The 22,679-nt window shown below is 28.7% G+C and carries 21 protein-coding genes and 1 other annotated feature; of the genes, 17 read left to right on the top strand and 4 right to left on the bottom strand.

The genetic code is table 11. The features are described from left to right. Positions 1-350 precede the first annotated feature (350 nt). From BN899_RS12040 to BN899_RS11995, 10 genes are all read left to right on the top strand, one after another. Positions 351-2,195 (top strand): TIGR03960 family B12-binding radical SAM protein, encoded by a 1,845-nt coding sequence (locus BN899_RS12040; protein WP_042275710.1) that lies wholly within the window; start codon positions 351-353, stop codon positions 2,193-2,195. Between the two features lie 2 nt (positions 2,196-2,197). After that, positions 2,198-2,896 carry a TIGR03936 family radical SAM-associated protein gene (locus BN899_RS12035; RefSeq protein WP_042275709.1) on the top strand — a complete coding sequence of 233 codons (699 nt, stop codon included), beginning with the start codon at positions 2,198-2,200 and terminating at the stop codon, positions 2,894-2,896. 116 nt (positions 2,897-3,012) lie between these two features. Then, positions 3,013-4,410, top strand: a complete 1,398-nt coding sequence (locus tag BN899_RS12030; protein ID WP_042275708.1) for an Rne/Rng family ribonuclease — start codon at positions 3,013-3,015, stop codon at positions 4,408-4,410. 115 nt (positions 4,411-4,525) lie between these two features. After that, positions 4,526-4,837: a 50S ribosomal protein L21 gene (rplU, locus tag BN899_RS12025; protein ID WP_042275706.1), complete on the top strand. Its 312-nt coding sequence runs from the start codon at positions 4,526-4,528 to the stop codon at positions 4,835-4,837. A gap of 14 nt (positions 4,838-4,851) precedes the next feature. After that, positions 4,852-5,169 carry a ribosomal-processing cysteine protease Prp gene (locus tag BN899_RS12020; protein WP_042275704.1) on the top strand — a complete coding sequence of 106 codons (318 nt, stop codon included), beginning with the start codon at positions 4,852-4,854 and terminating at the stop codon, positions 5,167-5,169. Positions 5,170-5,182: 13 nt separating this feature from the next. Beyond that, positions 5,183-5,473: a 50S ribosomal protein L27 gene (gene rpmA / locus BN899_RS12015; RefSeq protein WP_042275702.1), complete on the top strand. Its 291-nt coding sequence runs from the start codon at positions 5,183-5,185 to the stop codon at positions 5,471-5,473. Between the two features lie 118 nt (positions 5,474-5,591). Beyond that, entirely contained in the window at positions 5,592-6,869 is a 1,278-nt protein-coding gene (gene obgE, locus BN899_RS12010) for a GTPase ObgE (RefSeq protein ID WP_042275701.1), read from the top strand. A gap of 20 nt (positions 6,870-6,889) precedes the next feature. After that, positions 6,890-7,261 (top strand): YhbY family RNA-binding protein, encoded by a 372-nt coding sequence (locus BN899_RS12005; RefSeq protein ID WP_042275700.1) that lies wholly within the window; start codon positions 6,890-6,892, stop codon positions 7,259-7,261. Positions 7,262-7,550: 289 nt separating this feature from the next. Continuing rightward, positions 7,551-8,954 (top strand): L-cystine transporter, encoded by a 1,404-nt coding sequence (locus BN899_RS12000; protein ID WP_042275699.1) that lies wholly within the window; start codon positions 7,551-7,553, stop codon positions 8,952-8,954. 114 nt (positions 8,955-9,068) lie between these two features. Continuing rightward, the gene (locus BN899_RS11995) at positions 9,069-10,403 is read left to right on the top strand and encodes a CoA-disulfide reductase (protein WP_042275697.1); all 1,335 of its coding nucleotides are present in this window, start codon (positions 9,069-9,071) and stop codon (positions 10,401-10,403) included. Positions 10,404-10,495: 92 nt separating this feature from the next. Here the strand turns inward: BN899_RS11995 and BN899_RS11990 are convergent, their stop codons facing one another. Then, positions 10,496-11,413 (bottom strand): ribonuclease Z, encoded by a 918-nt coding sequence (locus BN899_RS11990; protein ID WP_042275696.1) that lies wholly within the window; start codon positions 11,411-11,413, stop codon positions 10,496-10,498. Positions 11,414-11,791: 378 nt separating this feature from the next. Here BN899_RS11990 and BN899_RS11985 point away from each other — a divergent pair, with 378 nt between their 5' ends. The 3 genes from BN899_RS11985 to BN899_RS11975 all read left to right on the top strand — a co-directional run bounded on the left by BN899_RS11985 (position 11,792) and on the right by BN899_RS11975 (position 16,405). Continuing rightward, entirely contained in the window at positions 11,792-12,934 is a 1,143-nt protein-coding gene (locus BN899_RS11985; RefSeq protein ID WP_042275695.1) for a pyridoxal-phosphate-dependent aminotransferase family protein, read from the top strand. Positions 12,935-12,958: 24 nt separating this feature from the next. Further along, positions 12,959-13,483, top strand: a complete 525-nt coding sequence (locus BN899_RS11980; protein WP_042275694.1) for an ECF transporter S component — start codon at positions 12,959-12,961, stop codon at positions 13,481-13,483. A 156-nt stretch (positions 13,484-13,639) separates the two neighbouring features. Next, positions 13,640-16,405, top strand: coding sequence for a calcium-translocating P-type ATPase, PMCA-type (locus BN899_RS11975; RefSeq protein ID WP_042275693.1), 2,766 nt, complete (start codon positions 13,640-13,642; stop codon positions 16,403-16,405). A gap of 56 nt (positions 16,406-16,461) precedes the next feature. Here BN899_RS11975 and BN899_RS11970 read toward each other — a convergent pair whose 3' ends face one another. From BN899_RS11970 to BN899_RS19825, 3 genes are all read right to left on the bottom strand, one after another. Further along, complete coding sequence (locus tag BN899_RS11970) at positions 16,462-16,860, bottom strand: hypothetical protein (protein WP_042275692.1); 399 nt, start codon at positions 16,858-16,860, stop codon at positions 16,462-16,464. A gap of 189 nt (positions 16,861-17,049) precedes the next feature. Continuing rightward, positions 17,050-17,331: a regulatory protein RecX gene (locus BN899_RS20840; RefSeq protein WP_373276238.1), complete on the bottom strand. Its 282-nt coding sequence runs from the start codon at positions 17,329-17,331 to the stop codon at positions 17,050-17,052. 56 nt (positions 17,332-17,387) lie between these two features. Further along, positions 17,388-17,687, bottom strand: a complete 300-nt coding sequence (locus BN899_RS19825; protein WP_242824166.1) for a regulatory protein RecX — start codon at positions 17,685-17,687, stop codon at positions 17,388-17,390. A 119-nt stretch (positions 17,688-17,806) separates the two neighbouring features. Here BN899_RS19825 and nadD point away from each other — a divergent pair, with 119 nt between their 5' ends. From nadD to leuS, 4 genes are all read left to right on the top strand, one after another. Further along, on the top strand, positions 17,807-18,493 hold the full coding sequence (gene nadD, locus BN899_RS11960; protein ID WP_042275691.1) for a nicotinate-nucleotide adenylyltransferase: 687 nt from the start codon (positions 17,807-17,809) through the stop codon (positions 18,491-18,493). A 3-nt stretch (positions 18,494-18,496) separates the two neighbouring features. Continuing rightward, on the top strand, positions 18,497-19,066 hold the full coding sequence (gene yqeK / locus BN899_RS11955) for a bis(5'-nucleosyl)-tetraphosphatase (symmetrical) YqeK (RefSeq protein WP_042275690.1): 570 nt from the start codon (positions 18,497-18,499) through the stop codon (positions 19,064-19,066). Positions 19,067-19,198: 132 nt separating this feature from the next. Then, on the top strand, positions 19,199-19,549 hold the full coding sequence (gene rsfS, locus BN899_RS11950; RefSeq protein WP_042275689.1) for a ribosome silencing factor: 351 nt from the start codon (positions 19,199-19,201) through the stop codon (positions 19,547-19,549). A gap of 30 nt (positions 19,550-19,579) precedes the next feature. Continuing rightward, positions 19,580-19,771: a binding site (T-box leader), on the top strand. Between the two features lie 182 nt (positions 19,772-19,953). Next, complete coding sequence (leuS, locus tag BN899_RS11945; RefSeq protein ID WP_042275688.1) at positions 19,954-22,374, top strand: leucine--tRNA ligase; 2,421 nt, start codon at positions 19,954-19,956, stop codon at positions 22,372-22,374. The last annotated feature ends 305 nt before the right edge of the window (positions 22,375-22,679 follow it).

Genomic DNA, 22,679 nt, shown 5'->3' with positions numbered 1-22,679 from the left:
CCTAAAATTAATTTCATATAAAGATTATACCCAATTTATTTACGTTGAAACAAAATATTACATATTTGTTCTTTGTATACAAAAAACGTTGAAAATTTATTTTAAAAATAGTATTCAATTATATTATATCAAAAAAAGGATAAAAAAAATGATTTTTTGTATGGAATTTAATACTATATATATAGATTGAGGTTATAATATAAAAATACTCAAAATATTTAAATATATAATGTCTAAATATTTTGAAAAACTATTATTTATAAACAATAAAATTTTGATACATAATATCATATCGTGTATAATAGTAATTATGTCTAAAACAATAAACATATTCGGAGGTTTTAAGATAAATGAATAAGGTTGACTTAAAAAGAATTTTGAAAAAGGTAGAAAAGCCAGCAAGATATCTTGGTAACGAAATAAATTCAATACATAAAGATACTTCAAATAAAAATCTAATAAGATATGCTCATTGTTTTCCAGATTTATATGAAGTTGGGATGAGTCATTTAGGAAGTCATATATTATATGATGTAATAAATAGAGATGAAGATGTATTTTGTGAAAGAGTATATTCTCCTGCTGTAGATATGGAAACTATAATGAGAGAAAAAAATATACCTATGTTTGCACTAGAATCAAGAGAAGCAATAACTAATTTTGATTTTGTAGTTTTTACTCTTCAATATGAACTTTCATATACTAATATATTAAATATATTAGATTTAGCAAACATACCTTTACTAAGAGAAGAAAGAAAGTTAGATGATCCATTTATAATGGTAGGTGGTCCTTGTGCATACAATGTAGAGCCATTATCTGATTTTGTTGATATAGTAATTTTAGGAGAAGGTGAAGAAGTAAACTTAGAGGTTGTAAATGCTTATAAAGAGTGGAAGAAGAATAAGACGACTAGGGAAGATTTCTTATATAAAGCTTCTAAAATAGACGGAGTTTATATACCAAGTTTCTACGATGTAACTTATAACGAAGATAACACAGTTAAGGAAGTAACTCCTAATAGAGAAGGTGTACCAGCAAAAGTACAAAAAAGAATAATAAAGAATGTTGAAGAAGTACCATACCCAGAAAAATTAATAGTACCATTTATTGATACAGTTCACAATAGAGTTGTATTAGAATTATTTAGAGGGTGTACTAGAGGCTGTAGATTCTGCCAAGCTGGTATGATTTATAGACCTATAAGGGAAAAAAGTTTAAATAGATTAAAAGAGATAGTAGATAAATTAATTAAGAGCACAGGATATGATGAAATATCACTTTCATCTTTAAGTACTAGTGATTATTCACAGTTAGCAGATCTTACAGATTTCTTAGTTGAAGAGTATGCATCTAAAAATATAGGTATATCACTTCCATCGCTTAGACTTGATAACTTCTCTATGGAAATAGCTGAAAAGATACAACAAGTTAGAAAATCAGGTCTTACATTTGCACCAGAAGCAGGAACTCAAAGAATGAGAGATGTTATAAATAAAGGTGTAAGTGAAGAAGACTTATCAAATGCAACAAGAAAAGCATTTGAAATGGGATGGAATAGTGTTAAATTATACTTTATGATAGGTCTTCCAACAGAGACTTATGATGATTTAGATGGTATAGCAGACCTTGCTTATAATGTTATAGATACTTATAGAGATGTTCATAATGGAAAGATAAAAAGAAGCTTTGGAGTTACAGTAAGTACATCTACATTTGTACCTAAACCATTTACACCATTCCAATGGCATGGACAAGATACAACTGAAGAGGTTGTAGAAAAGCAAAGACACTTAGTGAGAAAATTAAAAAATGGAAATATAAAGTATAACTATCACGATTCTAAGACAAGTTTAATGGAAGCAGTTATTGCTAGAGGAGATAGAAAAATAGGAAAAGTTATATATGATGCATTTAAATCAGGAGCGAAGTTTGATGGATGGTCAGAATACTTTAACCTAGATACTTGGAAAGAAGCTATGGAGAAAAATGGACTTGATATAGCTTTCTATGCAAATAGAGAAAGAAGTTATGAAGAAGTATTCCCATGGGATCATATAGATGTAGGTGTAACTAAGAAGTTCTTAGTTAGAGAAAATGAAAAATCAAGACAAGATGCAATTTCTCCAGATTGTAGACATAAGTGTAATGGATGTGGAATAAACGCACATGATATAGGAAGGGGGCTTTGTTAATTATGAGCAAAATAATAAGAACTAAATTTAACAAAGAAGGGGATATGATATACATATCACACCTTGATTTACAACAATTATTACAAAGAGCATTTAGAAGAGCTGAAATAGAATTAGTTCATTCTCAAGGATTTAATCCTCACCCTAAAATAAGTTATGGAAATGCCCTAGCCTTAGGCACAGAAAGCCAGGGAGAGTACGTAGACGTTGAAATAGAAGAAGATTTAAGCGTAGATGAATATTTAGATAGAATGAATAAACAATTACCAGATGGTATAAAATTTATAAACGCAATAGAGATAGATAAGCAAACTCCATCATTAGCTTCAACTATAGAATACGGAGAATATATATTCACTATAGAAGTTGAAAAGCCATTAACTAAAGAATTGGTAAAATCTAAAATATTAGACTTCATGAGCAATGAAGAAATAATGATAACTAAGAAAAATAAAAAAGGTAAAATTGTAGAGTCAAATATAAGACCTATGATAAAAAGTTTTGATTTATTAGATATCCAAGATAATAAAATAACTTTAGAGGCAATGTTAGCAACTGGTTCTAAAGCAAACTTAAACAATAATGTATTTATTCCTAAGATATTAGAAATATTAGAATTAGAAATGGATCCATTAGATGTTGATATACTAAGAAGAGATTTATATGTAGTAGAAGATAATCAATTAGTATCTCCTATGTAGTAAAAAGGTGGGTAAAACCACCTTTTTATGTACAATTTTTGAGTATCTGAGTTAGTGATATGAAGTGACTCGCCGATACATCGCTCGAGAGTAGCTAATTTTGTAAGGAGTAATATATGAAGAAGATAATAATAGAGTGTCTAGTAGCATCTCAAAAAACTGCTATATTAGAAAATGATAAATTAACAGAGTTATTAATTGAGGATAAAATAAAAAGTAAAACTGTATCAAATATATATAGAGGTGTAGTTAAAAACGTACTGCCTGGTATGGGAGCTTGTTTTGTAGATATAGGGTTTGAAAAGTTAGCTTATCTTCAGTTAAAAAAAGATAGTAATATAAAATCAGGACAAGATGTATTAGTTCAAGTAAATAAAGAAGAGATAGGAACTAAAGGTGCTAAACTTAATTTAGAAATAAGTATAGCTGGAAGATATTTAGTTTATATACCATCTAATAATAAAACGACGATTTCAAATAAGATATCAAATGAAGAAGAAAAAAATAGATTAAAAGAAATTGTAAAATCTGTAAGCCCAAATAATTTAGGATTTATAATAAGAACTGAAGCAGTTGGGTGTAGTAAAGAGGAATTAGAAAAAGATATTATAGATTTAAAAAATAAATATGAAAATATATTAAAAGAATATAAATTAGGTATAGGGCCAAAACTGCTACATAAAGAGCTAGATTTATCAAGTAAGTATGTAAAAGATAATATAAATGAAAGTGTAGAAAAAATAGTAACTAATAGTAGTGAAAAATATGAAGAAATAAAAAATATTTTAAAATTTATAAATAAAGATTATATAAATAAGTTAGAACTAGAAGAAAATAAAGATATATTTAATTTATATAGAGTAGAGGGTCAAATAGATAAAGCCTTAAGTAAGAAAGTATGGCTAAAAAGTGGAGGATACCTAATAATAGAAAAAACAGAAGCTTTAACAGTCATAGATGTTAATACAGGCAAATTTACAGGTAATATAAAGTTATCTGAAACGGTTTATAAAACAAACTTAGAAGCATCAATTGAAATAGCAAAACAGCTAAAGCTTAGAGACATTGGTGGAATAATAATAATAGACTTTATAGATATGCATAAAGATACATATAAAGAAGATGTAATAAAATCTTTAAATAGAGAACTTAAAAAAGATAAAAGAAAAACAGAAGTACTAGGAATGACAAAGTTAGGATTAGTAGAAGTAACAAGAAGAAGAGAAAAGGACTCTATAGACAAATACTATATAGATAAAGAATACGAAGACTGTGGGTCTAGAAAGTCAATTAATTATATTATAGATAGCATTGAGAATGAAGTATTAAGAATTAGTAATCATACATCATATAAAAATATAAAAATTGAATTAAATTGTAACTTATATAATATAATAAATGGAGAATTTACAAATATAATTAAAAATATTGGTGAAAAATATGGTATAATCATATCGCTAGGAAAAAACAGTGAATTAAATTACGAAAAAATAAATATAATTTATAATACTTAGTTGACAAATGTACAATAAAGTAGTAATATTAATAACTGTAATGCCGCACAGAAAAGGTTAAAAACTTCTTAGGAAGTACCTATATGGCGAGTTTAAGACCGAGGAGGTGTATTTAATGTACGCTATAGTTAAAACAGGTGGAAAGCAATATAAAGTTGCTGAAGGTGATGTATTATTCGTTGAAAAGTTAGAAGCTAACGCAGGTGATGTTGTTACTTTAAACGAAGTATTAGCTTGCACTAAAGATGGAGAGTTAGTAGTTGGAGCTCCTGTTGTTGAAGGTGCTTCTGTTCAAGCGAAAGTTGTTGAGCAAGGTAAAGCTAAGAAAGTTGTAGTTTTCAAGTACAAAGCTAAGAAAGACTACAGAAGAAAGCAAGGACATCGTCAACCATACACTAAGATAGTTATCGAAAAGATAAACGCTTAATTAAAGGTTGAGTAATGATAAAAGTTAAATATTATTACGATGATGACTTTTCACTAAAAGGATTTTGTTTAAAAGGTCATGCTGATTTCGCAGAAATTGGTTATGATATAGTATGTTCTGCAGTTACATCTAATGCTATTGCAGTAATAAACTCTTTAGACAAATTAGTGAAGGTTGAATTTGAAACTGTAATAGGACAAGAAGGTCATATAGAATGTATTGTTAAAGATACATATATTGAGAAATCTCAATTATTACTAAATCATTTTCAATTAGCAATTGATGGAATTAAACGGGAATATCCCAAAAATATAAAAATCTTAAAAAAGTAGGGGGTGACTCCATATGTTAAACATGAACTTACAGTTACTTGCATCTAAGAAAGGGGTAGGGTCTTCTAAAAACGGTAGAGATTCTATATCTAAGAGATTAGGTGTTAAGAGATTCGACGGACAAGTAGTAACTGCTGGTAGTATAATAGTAAGACAAAGAGGTACTAAAATACATCCAGGAACTAACGTAGGTATAGGTGGCGATGACACTTTATTTGCATTAGTTGACGGTGCTGTTAAATTCGAAAGAAAAGATAAGAAGAGAAAGAAAGTAAGTGTATACCCAGTATCAATAGCTGAGTAATACATAAAAAAGGAGTGTTAATGCACTCCTTTTTCTTGTAAATAGATATTTACGGAATTATATATATCTATTTTGGAAAGAATAAATAAAAAATGACTTAATCAAGTAGGTGATTAATATGTTTATAGATAAGGCAAGAATTTTCGTTAAAGCCGGTAACGGTGGAAATGGTTCGGTAGGATTTAGAAAAGAAAAGTATGTTCCAGCTGGTGGTCCAGATGGTGGAGACGGTGGACATGGTGCAAGTATAGTATTTGAAGTGGATTTAGGTCTTAGAACATTAATGGATTTTAAATATCAGAGAAAATACTCAGCAGAGCCAGGTGGAGACGGTGGAAAGTCAAAAAGAGCAGGTAAAAATGGAGAAGATTTAGTTCTTAGAGTTCCTGCAGGTACGATAATAAGAGATGAAGCGACAGGTCTTATTTTAGCTGACTTAAAAGAAGAAGGCGATAGAGCTGTAGTTGCTAGAGGCGGTAGAGGTGGAAAAGGAAACCAACACTTTGCAAATGCAGTAAGACAAGCTCCAGCTTTTGCTAAATCTGGTACAGATGGACAAGAAAGATGGGTAACATTAGAGCTTAAGATGATAGCTGATGTAGGGTTACTTGGATTCCCAAATGTAGGGAAATCTACATTCTTATCAGTTGTAACTAAGGCTAAGCCAAAGATAGCTAACTATCATTTCACAACTTTAACACCTAATTTAGGTGTTGTTCAAACTAAGTTTGGAGATAGTTTTGTATTAGCTGATATACCAGGGCTTATAGAAGGAGCAGCTGAAGGAATTGGTCTTGGACATGACTTCTTAAGACACGTTGAAAGAACTAAAGTTTTAATTCATATAGTAGATATATCAGGTTTAGAAGGTAGAGATGCTTTAGAAGACTTTGATAAAATAAATGATGAACTTAAAATGTATAATGAAAGATTATCAACAAGACCACAAGTGGTAGTTGCTAATAAAATAGATATATTAGAAGATGAAAGTACATTTGAAGAATTCAAAGCAGAGCTAGAAGGCAGAGGTTATAAGGTATTTAAAATGTCTGCTGCTACTCGTCAAGGTATAGATGATGTAATAACTTATGTATCTCAATTATTAAATGAAGTTGAAGATGTAGAGTTAGTTACAGAAGAAGAAATGTACAAGCCAGAATTAGATGTTCAAGAAGAGGAAGGCTTAAATATAGATATAGAAGATGGAGTATATGTTGTTACAGGTAAAGCACTTAGAAGAATTATGTACTCTGTTAACTTTGATGATATGGAATCTCTTCAATTCTTCCAAAAAGCTATGGAAGGTCAAGGCGTATTTGACAGACTTAGAGAAATGGGAATTGAAGATGGAGACACAGTTAGAATTTACGAAATAGAATTCGAATTCTATAATTAGAAAAGACACGAGGTGACAAAATGTTAAAAGGAAAGCAAAGAGCATACTTAAGATCAATAGCTAACACTTTAAAGCCTGTTACTCAAATAGGAAAAGATGGTGTAACTGAAAGCTTTTTAGAGCAACTTGATGGAATGTTAAAAACTAGAGAAATAGTTAAAGTTACAATACTTGAAACTGCAGGTCTTGATACAAAAGAAACTGCAAATGCAGTATGTGAAGCTTTAAGAGCAGAATTTGTTCAAGCTATAGGATCTAAGTTTACTTTATATAAAAAAAATATGGATGAACCTAAAATAGTATTCCCTGGACATGCTCCAGCTAAGGCTAAAGTTAAAGATGAGAATATTACTAAAAAAGGTAAGCCAACAAAGAGGTCGGCTAGAAAATAACCAAAAAGCATTGTTAAGCTATTTAAACTTAACAATGCTTTTTTTAGTTTGCTTTGCTAAATAAATAAGATTGGTGTATGAAAAAGAAATTAAAGTAAAAAAGGTAAGAAAGCTAATAAAATAACAAAAAAGGTAAAAAAATAGGAAAAAAATTAAGATAAATTAAGAAAAAATGTAAAAAAAAGGCTGGGAAAACGAAATCATTTATGTTAATATATAAGACATAAAGATGATTTGTAGACACTTAAATAACAAATTATCTAAAAATACATAAGGGGGAAAATCTACTATGAATACAACAATGATGGTAGTGATAAACATCGCTATCATGGCAGCAATTGTATTTATGCTTGTTTCTATGCAAAAGAAATATGTACCTTTTAATAAGAGAGTGTTTCTTGCACTGGGTATAGGACTAGTATTTGGTCTAGGGCTACAATTTATTTTTGGTTCAGACTCAGAAGTAGTAAAACAAAGTACAAGTTGGTTTAACATAATGGGGACTGGTTATGTTAAGCTATTAAAGATGGTAGTAGTTCCATTAGTAATGGTATCTATTATATCAGCTTTAGTATCAACTAAGTCATCTAAAGACTTAGGTAAAAAAGCCGGACTAATTATAGGTGTATTAATATTAACTACAGGTATATCAGCAGCTGTTGGTATAGGAGTAACATCAGCATTTAACTTAACTGCTGAAGAAATACAAACAGGTCAAGCAGAAGAAGAAAGAGGAGCTTATCTTGAAGAGAAACTTACAAGTGTTCAAGAAACAGACTTCCCAACAAGAATGCTTGATATGGTTCCAGAAAATCCATTCTTAGATATGACTGGAGCTAGAGCAACATCAACTATAAGTGTTGTTATATTCTCAGCATTTATAGGAGTAGCAACAAATCAAATTAAAAAGAAAAAACCAGAAAAGGCAGAACTATTCATTGATATGGTTGGAGCATGTCAAGCTGTAGTAATGCGTATAGTAACTTTAGTACTTAGATTAACTCCATATGGAGTATTAGCATTAATAACAAATACCGTTGCAAAAACTAATATAGCGGGTATAGTAAGTTTAGGTAAATTCATATTAGCATCTTATGTTGCAATAGGATTAATGTTTGTAATACATTTAGTAATGTTATACTTTGCGGGATATAACCCAATAACATATATAAAGAAAGCTTTACCAGTTTTAACATTTGCATTTACATCTAGATCAAGTGCAGGTGCTTTAACAATGAATATAAAAACTCAAACTGATAAATTAGGAGTTTCTGAAGAAATAGCAAGTTTATCAGGTTCATTTGGGGTCACAATGGGGCAAAATGGATGTGCAGGAATTTATCCAGCAATGCTAGCTGTTATGATAGCACCAGTTGTGGGTATAAATCCACTAGATCCTGGATTTATAATTCAATTAATAGTTATAATAGCTGTAAGTTCATTTGGAGTTGCAGGAGTTGGTGGTGGAGCAACATTTGCTGCATTATTAGTTCTTTCAAGTATGAACTTACCAGTTGCTTTAGCTGGTTTATTAATATCAGTAGAGCCATTAATAGATATGGCTAGAACAGCATTAAACGTAAATGGATCTTTAACAGCAGGTTTAGTTGCAGGTAGAGTATTCAATGAAGTAGATAAAAATAAGTTTAATGCAGCTATAGATAATTCAGAAGAAGACGAGATGAATGCATAATAATTATGACTAGGGCTTTTGCCCTAGTCTTATTAAATTAATATTAATTATAAAAAATCGATTTTATGATAAAATAAGAATATAAAAATATTTAAACATTTAAGGAGAATGGTCATGAGAGTTATAATAATAGGTGCAGTTGCAGCTGGTATGAGTGCAGCAGCAAAATTAAAAAGAAGTAAGCCAGAATATGAAGTTGTAGTTTATGAAAAAACTGATGTAGTATCATTTGGTGCATGTGGCCTTCCATACTTTGTTGGTGGATTCTTTGATGATGCAAACAATATGATAGCAAGAAGTCCAGAAAAATTTAGAGAAACAGGAATTGATTTACAAGTATTTCATGAAGTTGTAAACGTTGATCCAGTGGCAAAAAAAGTTATAGTAAAAAATGTTAAAACTGGTGAAGAGTTTGAAGATTCGTATGATAAGCTAATGATAGCAACGGGAGCAAGTAGTATAATACCTCCTATTAAAAATGTTAAACTTGAAAATGTTTCAACATTGAAGTCTATGGAAGATGGTATAAGAGTAAAAGAATTATTAAATAAAGAAGAAAATAAAAACATAGTTATAATAGGTGCAGGATTTATAGGATTAGAAGCTGTAGAAGCTGCTAGACATTTAGGTAAAAATGTTACTGTATTCCAAGCTGGAAATAGAGTATTAGAACAAGTATTTGATAAAGAAATAACTGATGTATTAGAAGAGGAAATAAGAAAGCATGATGTAAACTTAGTATTAGAAGGACTTGTTTCTGAATTAGTTGGAGAAACTAAAGTAGAAAAAGTTATAACAAATAAAGGTGAAGTTGAGGCAGATGTAGTTATAATAGCTACAGGAGTTAGACCAAACACTGCTTTCTTAAAAGATAGTGGAATAGAAATGCTACCAAATGGAGCTATAATAGTAGATGAATTTGGTAAAACATCTGTAGAAGATATATACTCAGCAGGTGACTGTGCAACTATAAAAAATATTGTTAGTGGACAAGATACATATGTACCATTAGCAACAGGAGCTAACAAATTAGGAAGAATAGTTGGAGAAAATTTAGCTGGAGCTAATAACGCATTCCAAGGATCTTTAGGTTCAAGTTGTTTAAAAGTTATGGATATGGAAGCTGGTTCAACTGGTTTAACAGAAGTACAAGCTGAAAAATTAGGATTAGATTATAAAGTAAAGTTTATATCTGATTTTAATCAAACTAATTACTACCCAGGTAGAGACAAAATATATGTAAAACTTGTATATGATGCAAAAACTAAAGTAATATTAGGTGGACAGGTTGCAGGATATAAAGATTCAGTTCAAAGAACAAATGTAATAGCAGCAGCTATATTTGGAAAATTAACAACTAATCAATTAGGAATGTTAGACTTATGTTATGCACCACCATTTGCAAGAACATGGGATGTATTAAATGTAGCAGGAAATGTATCTAAATAATTAAATTAAAAGCATCTATAAATTTATAGATGCTTTTTTAATACAAGAAAATTATAATTTCCAACTTATAGGCTTGAGTAAAGCGAGTTTTTTTATTCTTTAAAGTTTAAATTAATTTCTAGTCTATCTTCACCTACAATTGTGTTTTTAAATGTTGTAGTAGCATTATCTAAATAAAAATTAGGGTCTTCAAGAGAAGGACTAAAATGGGTTAATAAAAGTTTTTTTACTTTTCCTAGGGATGCTAAATTAGCAGCTTCTCTAAATGTCATATGCTGATTTTTTACTGCTTTTGAAATATCTAAGTCATCCCCATACATAGATTCACATATAAATAAGTCACTATCATTTATAAAATTTGGGATTGAATCTATAGGTCTTGTATCAGTTATAAAACTAACTTTAACTCCTTTTCTATCATCACCTAAAACCATACTAGGGGTATATTCTACATCATCTAAAACAACACTATCTCCAGACTGAAGTTTATTCCAAAGTATCTTAGGTACATTATTAGAAGTAGCTTTTTCTATATTAAATTTGGCTTTTCTTTTAAAATATAAGCTATATCCTAAACACTCAGTTGAATGTTGTAACTCCAATGTAGAGATTTCAACATCTTTTAAAGGGCCATTACTTAAAGAAAAAGGGCCTTTAGGATTTTCAATAATGTTTATTTTATAAGGCAAATACTCAATTAAAACTTTAATAGCATTCATAACATCTATTATTCCTTTAGGGCCTACAATTGTTAAATCTTCAGTTCTAGAACTATTTCCAATGGTAGATAAAAGTCCAATGATACCATTTATATGATCTCCGTGAAGATGAGTGATACATATTAAATCTATATTTTTAAATCCACAATTTTTCATTCTCATAGAAATCTGAGTTCCTTCACCGCAATCTATAAGTATTTTTCTTCCCATATAGTTTATAAATAGAGAAGACAAAAATCTATTAGGCATTGGCATGTTGCCGCCACATCCGAGCAAAATTAAATCAATCATAGTTATCTCCTTATACCGATTATTTAGTATAGTATTTGTATTTGAAAACATATTTATTTAATTATTTTAACATTTATTTTTATACTTTGTTATATTATTAAAACTTTAAATTTGACAACTTTATATTAAAAATTTCCTAGGAAATAGTATTTTTGTATTTGTTGTGACAATTATATTTAATATAGTAGAATTTATAACTTTATAAAGTTTAATTTGTCTAAATTAAAAGATAGTAAGAATATATTTAATTATTATAAAGTTAGTTTAAATTTATATATTAAAATTGTATTCATACAATCATTAAAAAAACATAAATTGTATCGCTTTGAATAAAACTTAGCTATAATATTTTTATAATAGAAAAAGGGGGGAAATTAAGTGAATAATAAATTTGTTTATACACCAGGACCAACATCTATAAGAGAGAATGTTTTGTTAGCTAGAGCACAAAAAACAACTAATCCAGATATAGATAAAGATTTCTTTGATTTTTATAAAAATACATGTGAAAAGATTGGAAGAATAATAAATACTAAAAATGATGTTTACATATTAAGTGGAGAAGGAATATTGGGATTAGAGGCGGCTTGTGCATCTTTGACGGAAAAAGGTGATAGAGTACTTGTAATAGATAATGGAATATTTGGAAAAGGATTTTCTGATTTTATTACTATGTATGGCGGAGAAGTAGTGTATTTCTCAAAAGATTATAATAAAGATTTAGATATAGAAGATTTAAAAAAATTTTTAGAACATGATAATAATTTTAAATATGCAACAGTAGTTCATTGTGATACTCCAACAGGTGTATTAAATAATATAAGTAAAATTTGCCCACTGTTAAAAGAATATAATATACTAACAGTTGTAGATTCTGTTGCAGCTATGGTTGGAGAAGAATTAAATGTCGACGAGTGGCAAATAGATATAGCTTTAGGAGGATCTCAAAAGGCAATATCTGCACCAGCTGGTCTTACAATAGTGAGTATTAGTAATGATGCAAAAACATATATTAAAAATAGAAAAACAAAGATAAGTGGATTTTATTGTAATTTGAGTATATGGCAAGATTATTATGAAAATAAAAGCTTTCCATACACAATGCCTATAAGCGATATAATGGGACTTGATAAAGCAGTAGATAATATATTAGATGAAGGCATAGAAAATGTAATTAGTAGACATGAAAAAATAGCGTTTGCTACTAGAAACTCTATAAAAGAATATGGTTTAGAACTATTTTTAGATAAAGGATATTCAAATACCGTTACAACAATAAAGATACCAGAAAGTATAGGAGCTTTAAATCTATCTAACTATATGTTAAAAAAATACAACACACTTGTAGCTACATCTTTATGTGAATATATAGATAAATTATTAAGAATAGGTCATATGGGAGAGAATGCAAGGTTAGAAAATATAATATACATACTAAATATACTAGATGAGAGTTTAAAAGAGTTAGGATTTAAGAGTGATAAAAATTTAGTTAAACTGTTTAATAAATATTACAACTAAAAGTAAAAACTTAGGGGGGATATAGTGGAAACGGTAATTAAAAGAGAAAAGTTCACAACTAGAGATTTGGTTGAAACGTCTTTACTTATAGCATTGGTATTTATAGCAACCAAATTTATAAATATAAAACTTCCTATATCTATAAATGGTGGATTAATACATTTAGGAAATACAATGTTGTTTATATCATCAATAGTATTCGGTAAGAAAAAAGGCGCTATATCTGGTGCTTTTGGAATGGCTCTATTTGATTTAGTATCAGGATGGACTATGTGGGCTCCATTTACATTTATAGTAAGAGGGATTATGGGATATATAATAGGTAATATAGCATGGTCAAATGGTAAATGCGGAAACAATACAGCTACTAATATTTTTGCGGTTATAATATCTGGGATATGGATGTTAATTGGTTATTATATAACAGAAGTAATATTATATGGAAATTTAACTGTTCCTTTAACATCAATACCAGGAAATATAACTCAGGTAGTTATAGGGCTTATAATAGGATTACCCGTTGCTAAAATTATAAAAAAATATATATGATAGCTTAAATACTACTATAGTTTATTTTTAGATATATAAACTATAGTAGTATTTTTATATAATACTTTTTAAAATTTAGTAATATTTTCTAACTATTGTTTATATAATGTCTCATAGGACAAGTATAAATTAAGTTTAACTAGGGGGACAAAAACCATGAGATATTACAACAAACAAAAGGAAGAAGTTCTAAAGGACCTTAAAGTAGATGCCTTAAAAGGTCTAAGTAGTAATGAGGTAAAGTTAAGGAATGAAGAATATGGGAAAAATGAATTTACAGTTAAAGAAGAAAGTTCATTTTTTGATGAACTAGGAAAAAGTATAACAGAGCCAATGATATTAATATTGTTAGGTGCAGCTGTTATAAGTGCATTTGTAGGAGAATTACATGATGCAATAGGCATAATAGGAGCTATAATATTAGGAATATCAATAGGTATAATAACAGAAGGAAAATCTAAAAAGGCAGCTCAATCACTTTCTAAATTAACTGAAAATATAGAGGTAAAAGCGCTTAGAGACGGGAAAATAACAAAGCTTTCTAAAAATGATTTAGTTCCTGGAGATATAGTATACATAGAAACAGGTGATATGATACCTGCTGATGGAAGGCTTATTGAATCAATAAATTTAAAAATGAGAGAGGATATGCTAACTGGTGAGTCTGATGATGTAGCAAAAAGATCAGATGTTACAGTTGATATGGAAGTTATATACTCAAGAAATGATATTAAGGAACAAGATGCAATTCCATCTAAACAAATAAATATGGTATTTGGAGGAACATTAGTTGCATATGGTAGGGGAACTATGGTAGTTACGTCGATTGGTGATAGTAGTGAAATGGGAAAAATATCAAAAGATTTAGATCAAGATGCTATATCAACACCTCTTCAAATCAAATTAGGTAAATTAGGTGCTCAAATAGCAGCTATATCAGGAACTATAGCAACTTTACTTTGTATATATATTATGTTTAAGTTACATACAAAGGGGCAATTAATACTAGATACATCTGGTTTTATACCATTTTTACAATCATTAGAGCCAGCAAAAGACGCATATATGGTATGTATAGCTTTAATTGTAGCAACTGTACCAGAAGGGTTACCTACAATGGTAAATATAACTCTAGCTATAACAATGCAAAAAATGGCTAAGATAAATGCTTTAGTAACTAAAAAAGAAGCTTGTGAGACGATAGGTGCAGTATCAGTAATTTGTTCAGATAAAACAGGAACATTAACTCAAAATAAAATGGTGGTAGAAGTAGCTTATATAGATGGAAATTATGTAGACAACTTAAACAATGACTACAATAGCTATAGCTATTTTAATGAAAATTGCATGGTTAATTCTACTGCTGATATAGAAAAAGATGGTAAAGGCTATAAGTATATAGGGAGTGCAACAGAGTGTGCATTACTTCTATATAATAAAAATGATTATAGAGAAGTGCGAAAATGTACAAACTTAATATCTCAATTACCATTTAGTTCAGACAAAAAGAGAATGTCTTCACTTATTCAAAAAGACAACTCAGAAATATATTTATGTAAAGGTGCTCCTGAAATTATTTTAAAAAACTGTTCTTATATTCAAAAGGGAAAAGATATAATAAAAATTACAAATGATATAAGAACTAGCATATTGAGGGAAATAGAAAAACTACAATCAAAATCTATGAGAACATTAGGATTTGCATATAAAAAAATAAATAAATCATATGCACAAGTAGCTGCTACTTATGAAGATGAATTAGCTATTACTGAGGAAGTTGAACAATATGAAAATTCTTCTGATTTAGTATTTAGTGGATTTGTAGGCATATTAGATCCATTAAGAGACGGTGTTAAGGATTCTATAAATATAGCTAATGATGCAGGAGTAGAAGTTAAAATGCTTACAGGTGATAATATAAATACCGCAAAAGCAATAGGCAAGGAAATAGGATTATTAGAAAATGGAAAAATAGCGGTTGAGGCTACATATATAGATTCACTTACAGATGAAGATTTAAGATCAGAAATTAAAAATATATCAATAGTTGCCAGAAGTAAACCAGATACAAAAATGAGAATAGTATCAGCACTTCAAAATAATAATGAAGTTGTTGCAGTTACTGGCGATGGGATAAATGATGCTCCAGCACTTTCTAAAGCGGATGTAGGTATAGCTATGGGAATATCAGGAACAGAGGTATCTAAAAATGCAGCAGACATAATATTAACAGACGATAGTTTTACTACTATTATTGATGGAATTAAGTGGGGAAGAGGAATTTATGAAAACTTCCAAAGGTTTATACAGTTTCAGTTAACAGTTAATATTGTTGCTTTTTTAATAGCAATTTTATCTCAGGTAATGGGAAAAGAAATGCCATTTACTACAATACAACTATTATGGGTAAATATAATAATGGATGGACCTCCAGCATTAGCTTTAGGCTTAGAGCCTGTTAGAGACTATGTATTAAATAGAAAACCAATAAATAGAAAAGCTAATATAATAACTAGATCTATGGTAGTTAATATAATTATTAATGCATCTTTAATAGTTATAGCTGTATATTCTCAATACCTAAATAATTTTCTAGGTGCTGCTCCTAAAGAACAAGGTACTGTAATATTTTCACTATTTGCATTTAATGCATTATTTAATGCATTTAACTGTAGAGAGTTTGGGTTAAATAGTGCAGCAACTAATTTCTTCAAAAATAAATTAGCTATACAAGTAATAATTATAACTGGAGTTTTACAAATTTTAGTTATTCAATTATGCCCAGGACTTTTCAATGCAGTTTCATTAGATACTAGTATGTGGATTAAAATAATATTATCTTCATCTGCGGTACTGTTAATAAATGAGTTGATTAAATTTATTCTAAGAAATATAAGAAAAAATATAAAATCTACAAAATAGTTAATAAAAAACCCCTTATAATAGTACTTTTTGTTTCTACTATAAGGGGTTTTTTATTAACTTAAATTATCTTTATCATTTGAATTAAATAACTCGGTAAGGTTTTGAATAGCAGCTCCAATTAAGAAGACCACCCATGCATAATCCCATCCATCAAATATAAAACCTATTATAAAAAAAGAGGCTAGTGCTAGTAACCATATTGAAGAAGATACCACTTCACTTTTTCTAGATTTATAAGGCTTATATATTTTATTATAATTATCCTTCTCAGAAGTACAACCTAAATATACATAAATTCCAACGGCAGGTATTAAACATATAAAGAAAAATACTAATCCAGTCATTTCATTTCTTGAAACTTCAGATAAAATAATTAAGCCAAGAACACCAACTAATATTAGCATTGTGGCAAAAGAATATCCCGAGGCTCTTTTCTTTCTATTTTGATCCATAGCTAAAACCCCCTTTAATTAATAATATATTAATAAAAGGGGGTTTTGTTGTAAGTATAATTATCTAATACTATCTTTTTTATATAACTGTATAACGTTATAGATACCAAGTATAAGACTTAAGGTACCTATTATTAATGATTTAACCAAAAGTATTACCTCCTGTCGCCAACGTGTGGCTAAAACAATTTAAAAGTCATATTCATCAGTGTTTAAAAGTTTGTTTAAAACTCTTTTTATAATATCATAATTAAAGCCCTTATAAGCTAAATGTTGAGAAATTTTTTGATATATTTTTCTTTTATCTTCATTCTTAATGCGGTCATATCGCTTTTGAGCTAGGTACATAGCATTTTCGTATTCAGCATCCTCATCAATTTCATTAATAGCTTCATTGATAGATTGTTTATCAATTCCTTTATTGTATAAATTTTGTTTAATTTTATTTCGACCACATCTATTTAAGTTAATATTAGTATTAACAATTTTTTGAGCTAAGATATCATCATTTATAAAATTATTTCTCTTTAAAAAATCAATAACTCTATCAATAGTATCTTCTTCAAATTCATTAGATAGTTTTTCTTTGATTTTTTTTCTGATTGATCAGCTTTAGATAAAATATTTAAAGATTTATTTTTAGCTTTTATATACATTTCGTCTTTAAGTAAGGATTTTAATGCTTCTTCTTCTATTTCCATTCCTTTTTTTAAATTAAAATTGTAAACCAACTCAGCGAATATAGCCATGAAAAATTCATTATTTACATATATATTAACACGATCAGTGCTTTTTTTTTGTGATTCTATTTTAGTAATTATAGCCATTTTAAATCTCCTTTGTATTATTTATAGATATAAGTATATACTAAAAAACAATTTATAGCCTTTAATAAGTTAAAAATAATGATACAATAGTAATATAATTTCTATAAAGGAGAGCAAGTATGAGTATTGATAATCTAGTTAACAAAGCAAAACTAATAAATGATAGTAAACTAGAGAAATTTGAAAACGAGAACAAAAAAATGAAAATAGGGATAATGGGAGGAACATTTGATCCAATTCATTATGCTCACTTAGCAACAGCTGAATTTATTAGAGACAAGTATAAAATAGATAAAATACTTTTTATACCATCAGGTAATCCTCCTCATAAAAAATTAGATATTACAAATAAGTATGATAGATATAATATGGTACTTTTAGCAACTAATAATAATAATAACTTTATTGTTTCAGATATAGAAATAAAGAGAGAAGAAAGAACTTATACAATAGATACTTTAAGAGAACTTAAGAAAAAGTATAGTAACATAGATATCTATTTTATAACAGGAGCGGATGCTATTTGTGATATTGAAAGTTGGAAAGATGTGAATGAAAACTTTAGATTAGCTACATTTATTGCTGCAACTAGACCAGGCATAAGTGTATTAAGATCTCAGGAGAAGATAGAATGTCTAGAAAAAAAATATAATGCTAATATAATAAGCGTTTATGTTCCTTCTTTAGATATATCTTCTACATATATAAGAGATCAATTAAAGGAAAATAAATCAATAAGATACTTAGTTCCTGAATATGTAGAAAAATATATATATGACAATGAATTATATAAGCATGGAGAGTAATAAATGATTTTAAAAAATATTAATAATAAATTAAAAGAAATGTTACCAGAAAAGAGATTTAATCACTCTTTAAATGTAGCAAAATGTGCAGTTAAGTTAAGTGAAATATATAACTATGATAAAGAAAAAGCATATTTAGCTGGAATTGCACATGATTGTGCAAAATACTTAAATAAAGAAGAAGTTAAATACTATGTAAATAAATATAATATTAATTTAGATTCTTTAGAAAAAGATAATTTAGCATTATCTCATAGTGTTATAGGATCATATATAGCTAAATATGAATTAAATATAGAAAATGATGATATAATTAATGCCATAAAGTATCATACTACAGGTAAAGAGAATATGGATATGTTAGAGAAAATAATCTATATTGCAGATTTAATAGAGGAAGGAAGAGATTTTCCAGGAGTTGATTATTTAAGAGAATTAACTTATTCAGGAAAACTAAATGAAGCTTTAATAGTTTCATTTAATAACACAATTAAGTTTGTTATAGATAATAACCAAATGATACATCCAAGAACTATAGATGCTAGAAATTACCTTATAAAAGAAAACTTGTAATACGTTATTGATTTAATATAAAATATTAACACAGAAGACTTTTTTATTAAAAATAAAAATACCATATATAGAGATTATTATTTATGGTATAATAGTTAAATGTGTTTAAAATTAGGAAAGGTAGGAGATTATATGACAGTAGAACAAATGACAAAAGTTATATACGATGCAATAGATGACAAATTAGGTCAAGATATATCTATAATAAATATAGGTGCAGTATCAAGTTTATGTGATTACTTTGTTATAGCAACAGCTGGTTCTCAAAGACAAGTAAAAGCTATAGCTGATAATGTAGAAGACGAATTAACTAAGCTTGAAATAGAACCAAGAGGTAAAGAAGGATATGAATCTCAAACTTGGGTACTTCTTGATTATGGTGATGTTATGGTTCATGTATTCAATGAAGAAAGTAGAGAATTTTATAACTTAGAGAAGTTATGGAAAGATGCACCTTTTGTTGACGTTGACACTTTAGCATAAAAGTGATAATATAAAAAATTATAACTTAAAATTAATTAAATAGACTAGAGTAGTAAAAGAATATGTTTTTTCAGAGAACTAGTGGTGCTGTGAACTAGTAAAATATACCTTTGAACTTGCTAGATAGAATCTATTTAGCCGTAGTTGGCATAAAAACTATCTAAGAGAGTCTGATTTTAGGCTAATTAGGGTGGTACCGCGAATATAATCCTCGTCCCTAAACGTTAAGTTTAGTGATGGGGATTTTTTTAATATTTAATATAAGAAATTTATAGTTTATAAATTTCAACAGCTAAGTTTGAGCAACGGACCTGATTTTTAGGTCGTTGGCGACATGAAGAGTAGCGCCCACGCAGTGGCTTAAACGAAGCGAATTTTTTATATAATAATTAGGAGGCTAAAAGATGAACGTTTATAAACCAAATGAAATTGAAGCTAAATGGCAACAAACTTGGGAAGAAAACAATCAATACAAAACTGATACAAATGATACAACAAAACCAAAATACTATGCATTAGAAATGTTCCCATATCCATCAGGGAAATTACATATGGGACATGTTAGAAACTACTCTATAGGGGATGTAGTTGCTAGATTTAAAAAAATGCAAGGATATAATGTTCTACATCCAATGGGATGGGATTCATTTGGACTTCCAGCAGAAAACGCAGCTATAAAGCATGGGATACATCCAGACAAGTGGACTATGGAAAATATAGCAGATATGAGAAATCAATTAAAAACATTAGGATTAAGCTTTGACTGGGATAGAGAAATAGCAACATCTACACCACAGTACTATAAATTTACTCAACAAATATTCTTAAAAATGTTAGAACATGGACTAGCATATAAAAAGAAATCTTTTGTTAACTGGTGTCCATCTTGTGAAACAGTTCTTGCTAATGAGCAAGTTGTACAAGGTGCATGTGAAAGATGTGACTCTGTTGTTGTAAAGAAAGACTTAGAACAATGGTACTTCAAAACAACTCACTTTGCAGAAGAATTACTTCAAGACATAGATACTTTAGATGGTTGGCCAGAAAAAGTTAAAACAATGCAAAAGAACTGGATAGGAAAGAGTACTGGAGCAGAAATAACTTTCGATATAGATTCAAGTGATAAAACTATAACAGTATTCACTACTAGACCAGATACAGTTTATGGAGTTTCTTACATGGTTTTAGCTCCAGAACATGCATTAGTAAAGGAATTAGTTGCTGGAACTGAATATGAAGCGGATGTAGAAGCTTTCGTTTCTAAAATGCATACTATGACTGAGATAGAAAGAACTTCAAGTGACGTAGAAAAAGAAGGAATGTTCATAGGTAAATACGTAATAAATCCTGTAAACGGAAATAAAGTTCCATTATGGATAGCTAATTATGTACTTGCTGATTATGGAACAGGTGCAGTTATGGCAGTTCCTGCACATGATGAAAGAGATGGAGAGTTTGCAACTAAGTATAACTTAGAAGTAGTTGAAGTTATAAATGAAGATAATGTAATGATAAACTCTGGTGAGTTTGATGGAATGGATGCATCAAAGGCTTTCGATGCTATAATAGAAAAAATAGAAGAAATGGGAAGAGGAAAGAAAACAGTTAACTATAGATTAAGAGACTGGTTACTTTCTAGACAAAGATACTGGGGATGTCCAATACCTGTAGTATATTGTGATGAATGTGGTATAGTTCCTGAAAAACAAGAAAATTTACCAGTATTATTACCAACAGATGTTGAGTTTACAGGTAAAGGTGAATCTCCACTTACAACTTCAAAAACATTTATGAATGCTACTTGTCCTCATTGTGGAAAGTCAGCTAGAAGAGAAGCAGATACAATGGATACTTTCGTTGACTCTTCTTGGTATTTCTTAAGATACGTAGATCCTAAAAATACTGAAGAACCATTTAGCAAAGAAGCTGTTAACAATTGGATGCCGGTAGATCAATATATAGGTGGGGTAGAACATGCAATACTTCACTTATTATATTCAAGATTCTTTGTAAAGGCATTTAACTTAATGGGAATGTTAGATTTTAAAGAACCTTTCAAGAACTTATTAACTCAAGGTATGGTTTTAAAAGATGGAACTAAGATGAGTAAGTCTAAAGGTAATGTTGTAGCACCTTCAGAAATAATAGAAGAGTACGGAGTTGATACTGCTAGATTATTTGTACTATTTGCTGCACCACCAGAGAGAGACTTAGAATGGTCAGATCAAGGTGTTGAAGGATGTTTCAGATTCTTAAACAGAGTATATAGATTAGTAGATGAATTAAAAGATATTGCTAAGTCAGATGTATCTTTAGGAGAATTAAGCAAAGAAGATAAGGCTATGAGATATACTATAAACACTACCTTAAAGAAAGTAACAGAAGATTTAAATGAAAAGTTTGGATTCAACACTGCTATATCTGCTTTAATGGAATTAATAAATGAAATGTACAAGTACAAAGAATTAGACAATAGAAATGAAGCAGTTATAAAAGAAGGTATAGAAACAATAGTAACTATACTTGCACCATTTGCTCCACATATAGGAGAAGAGTTATGGACTATAATAGGTAAAGAAGGAAGTATATTTGATATAAGCTGGCCTAAATACGATGAAACTGCATTAGTTAAAGATGAAGTTGAAATAGTAGTTCAAGTAAATGGTAAAGTAAGAGGAAAATTAAGCGTTGCAGCTAACATTTCTAGAGAAGAGATGGAAAAAGTAGCAATGGAAGATGAAAAGATAAAAGTTCTAGTTGAAGGTAAAACTGTGGTTAAAGTAGTTGCAGTACCTAAAAAATTAGTTAATATAGTAGTTAAGTAGTTTTTCAAGGAGTAGTTTAAATAACTACTCCTTTTTGTTTAAATTATATAATCAATGTTAATTAATAAATTTTTAAAATAAATATTATAAAAGAATTAAAAAAGTTAAAACTAAAATTGAAATTAATATTTTAAAAAAGACAATTGATCAAAAATATACATAATTACTAAAATTTTAATAAAATTAGGTAAAGTATGTTAAAACTTGAATTTTCAATGGTTTAAAATGATAATGCTTAAAAAATAAAATTAAAATATAAAACATAATTTAAAATCATAAATTCAATTATTTTATTTTTTATATTT

The sequence above is a fragment of the Faecalimicrobium dakarense genome, from assembly GCF_000499525.1.
GTDB lineage: Bacteria > Bacillota > Clostridia > Peptostreptococcales > Peptostreptococcaceae > Faecalimicrobium > Faecalimicrobium dakarense.
This window is presented reverse-complemented; position numbering and strand designations above follow the sequence as displayed.

Coding starts and splice junctions, on each gene's coding strand:
- BN899_RS12040 (WP_042275710.1), top strand. CDS start 351: ATGAATAAGGTTGACTTAAAAAGAATTTTGAAAAAGGTAGAAAAGCCA.
- BN899_RS12035 (WP_042275709.1), top strand. CDS start 2,198: ATGAGCAAAATAATAAGAACTAAATTTAACAAAGAAGGGGATATGATA.
- BN899_RS12030 (WP_042275708.1), top strand. CDS start 3,013: ATGAAGAAGATAATAATAGAGTGTCTAGTAGCATCTCAAAAAACTGCT.
- rplU (WP_042275706.1), top strand. CDS start 4,526: ATGTACGCTATAGTTAAAACAGGTGGAAAGCAATATAAAGTTGCTGAA.
- BN899_RS12020 (WP_042275704.1), top strand. CDS start 4,852: ATGATAAAAGTTAAATATTATTACGATGATGACTTTTCACTAAAAGGA.
- rpmA (WP_042275702.1), top strand. CDS start 5,183: ATGTTAAACATGAACTTACAGTTACTTGCATCTAAGAAAGGGGTAGGG.
- obgE (WP_042275701.1), top strand. CDS start 5,592: ATGTTTATAGATAAGGCAAGAATTTTCGTTAAAGCCGGTAACGGTGGA.
- BN899_RS12005 (WP_042275700.1), top strand. CDS start 6,890: ATGTTAAAAGGAAAGCAAAGAGCATACTTAAGATCAATAGCTAACACT.
- BN899_RS12000 (WP_042275699.1), top strand. CDS start 7,551: ATGAATACAACAATGATGGTAGTGATAAACATCGCTATCATGGCAGCA.
- BN899_RS11995 (WP_042275697.1), top strand. CDS start 9,069: ATGAGAGTTATAATAATAGGTGCAGTTGCAGCTGGTATGAGTGCAGCA.
- BN899_RS11990 (WP_042275696.1), bottom strand. CDS start 11,413: ATGATTGATTTAATTTTGCTCGGATGTGGCGGCAACATGCCAATGCCT.
- BN899_RS11975 (WP_042275693.1), top strand. CDS start 13,640: ATGAGATATTACAACAAACAAAAGGAAGAAGTTCTAAAGGACCTTAAA.
- BN899_RS11970 (WP_042275692.1), bottom strand. CDS start 16,860: ATGGATCAAAATAGAAAGAAAAGAGCCTCGGGATATTCTTTTGCCACA.
- BN899_RS19825 (WP_242824166.1), bottom strand. CDS start 17,687: ATGGCTATAATTACTAAAATAGAATCACAAAAAAAAAGCACTGATCGT.
- nadD (WP_042275691.1), top strand. CDS start 17,807: ATGAGTATTGATAATCTAGTTAACAAAGCAAAACTAATAAATGATAGT.
- yqeK (WP_042275690.1), top strand. CDS start 18,497: ATGATTTTAAAAAATATTAATAATAAATTAAAAGAAATGTTACCAGAA.
- rsfS (WP_042275689.1), top strand. CDS start 19,199: ATGACAGTAGAACAAATGACAAAAGTTATATACGATGCAATAGATGAC.
- leuS (WP_042275688.1), top strand. CDS start 19,954: ATGAACGTTTATAAACCAAATGAAATTGAAGCTAAATGGCAACAAACT.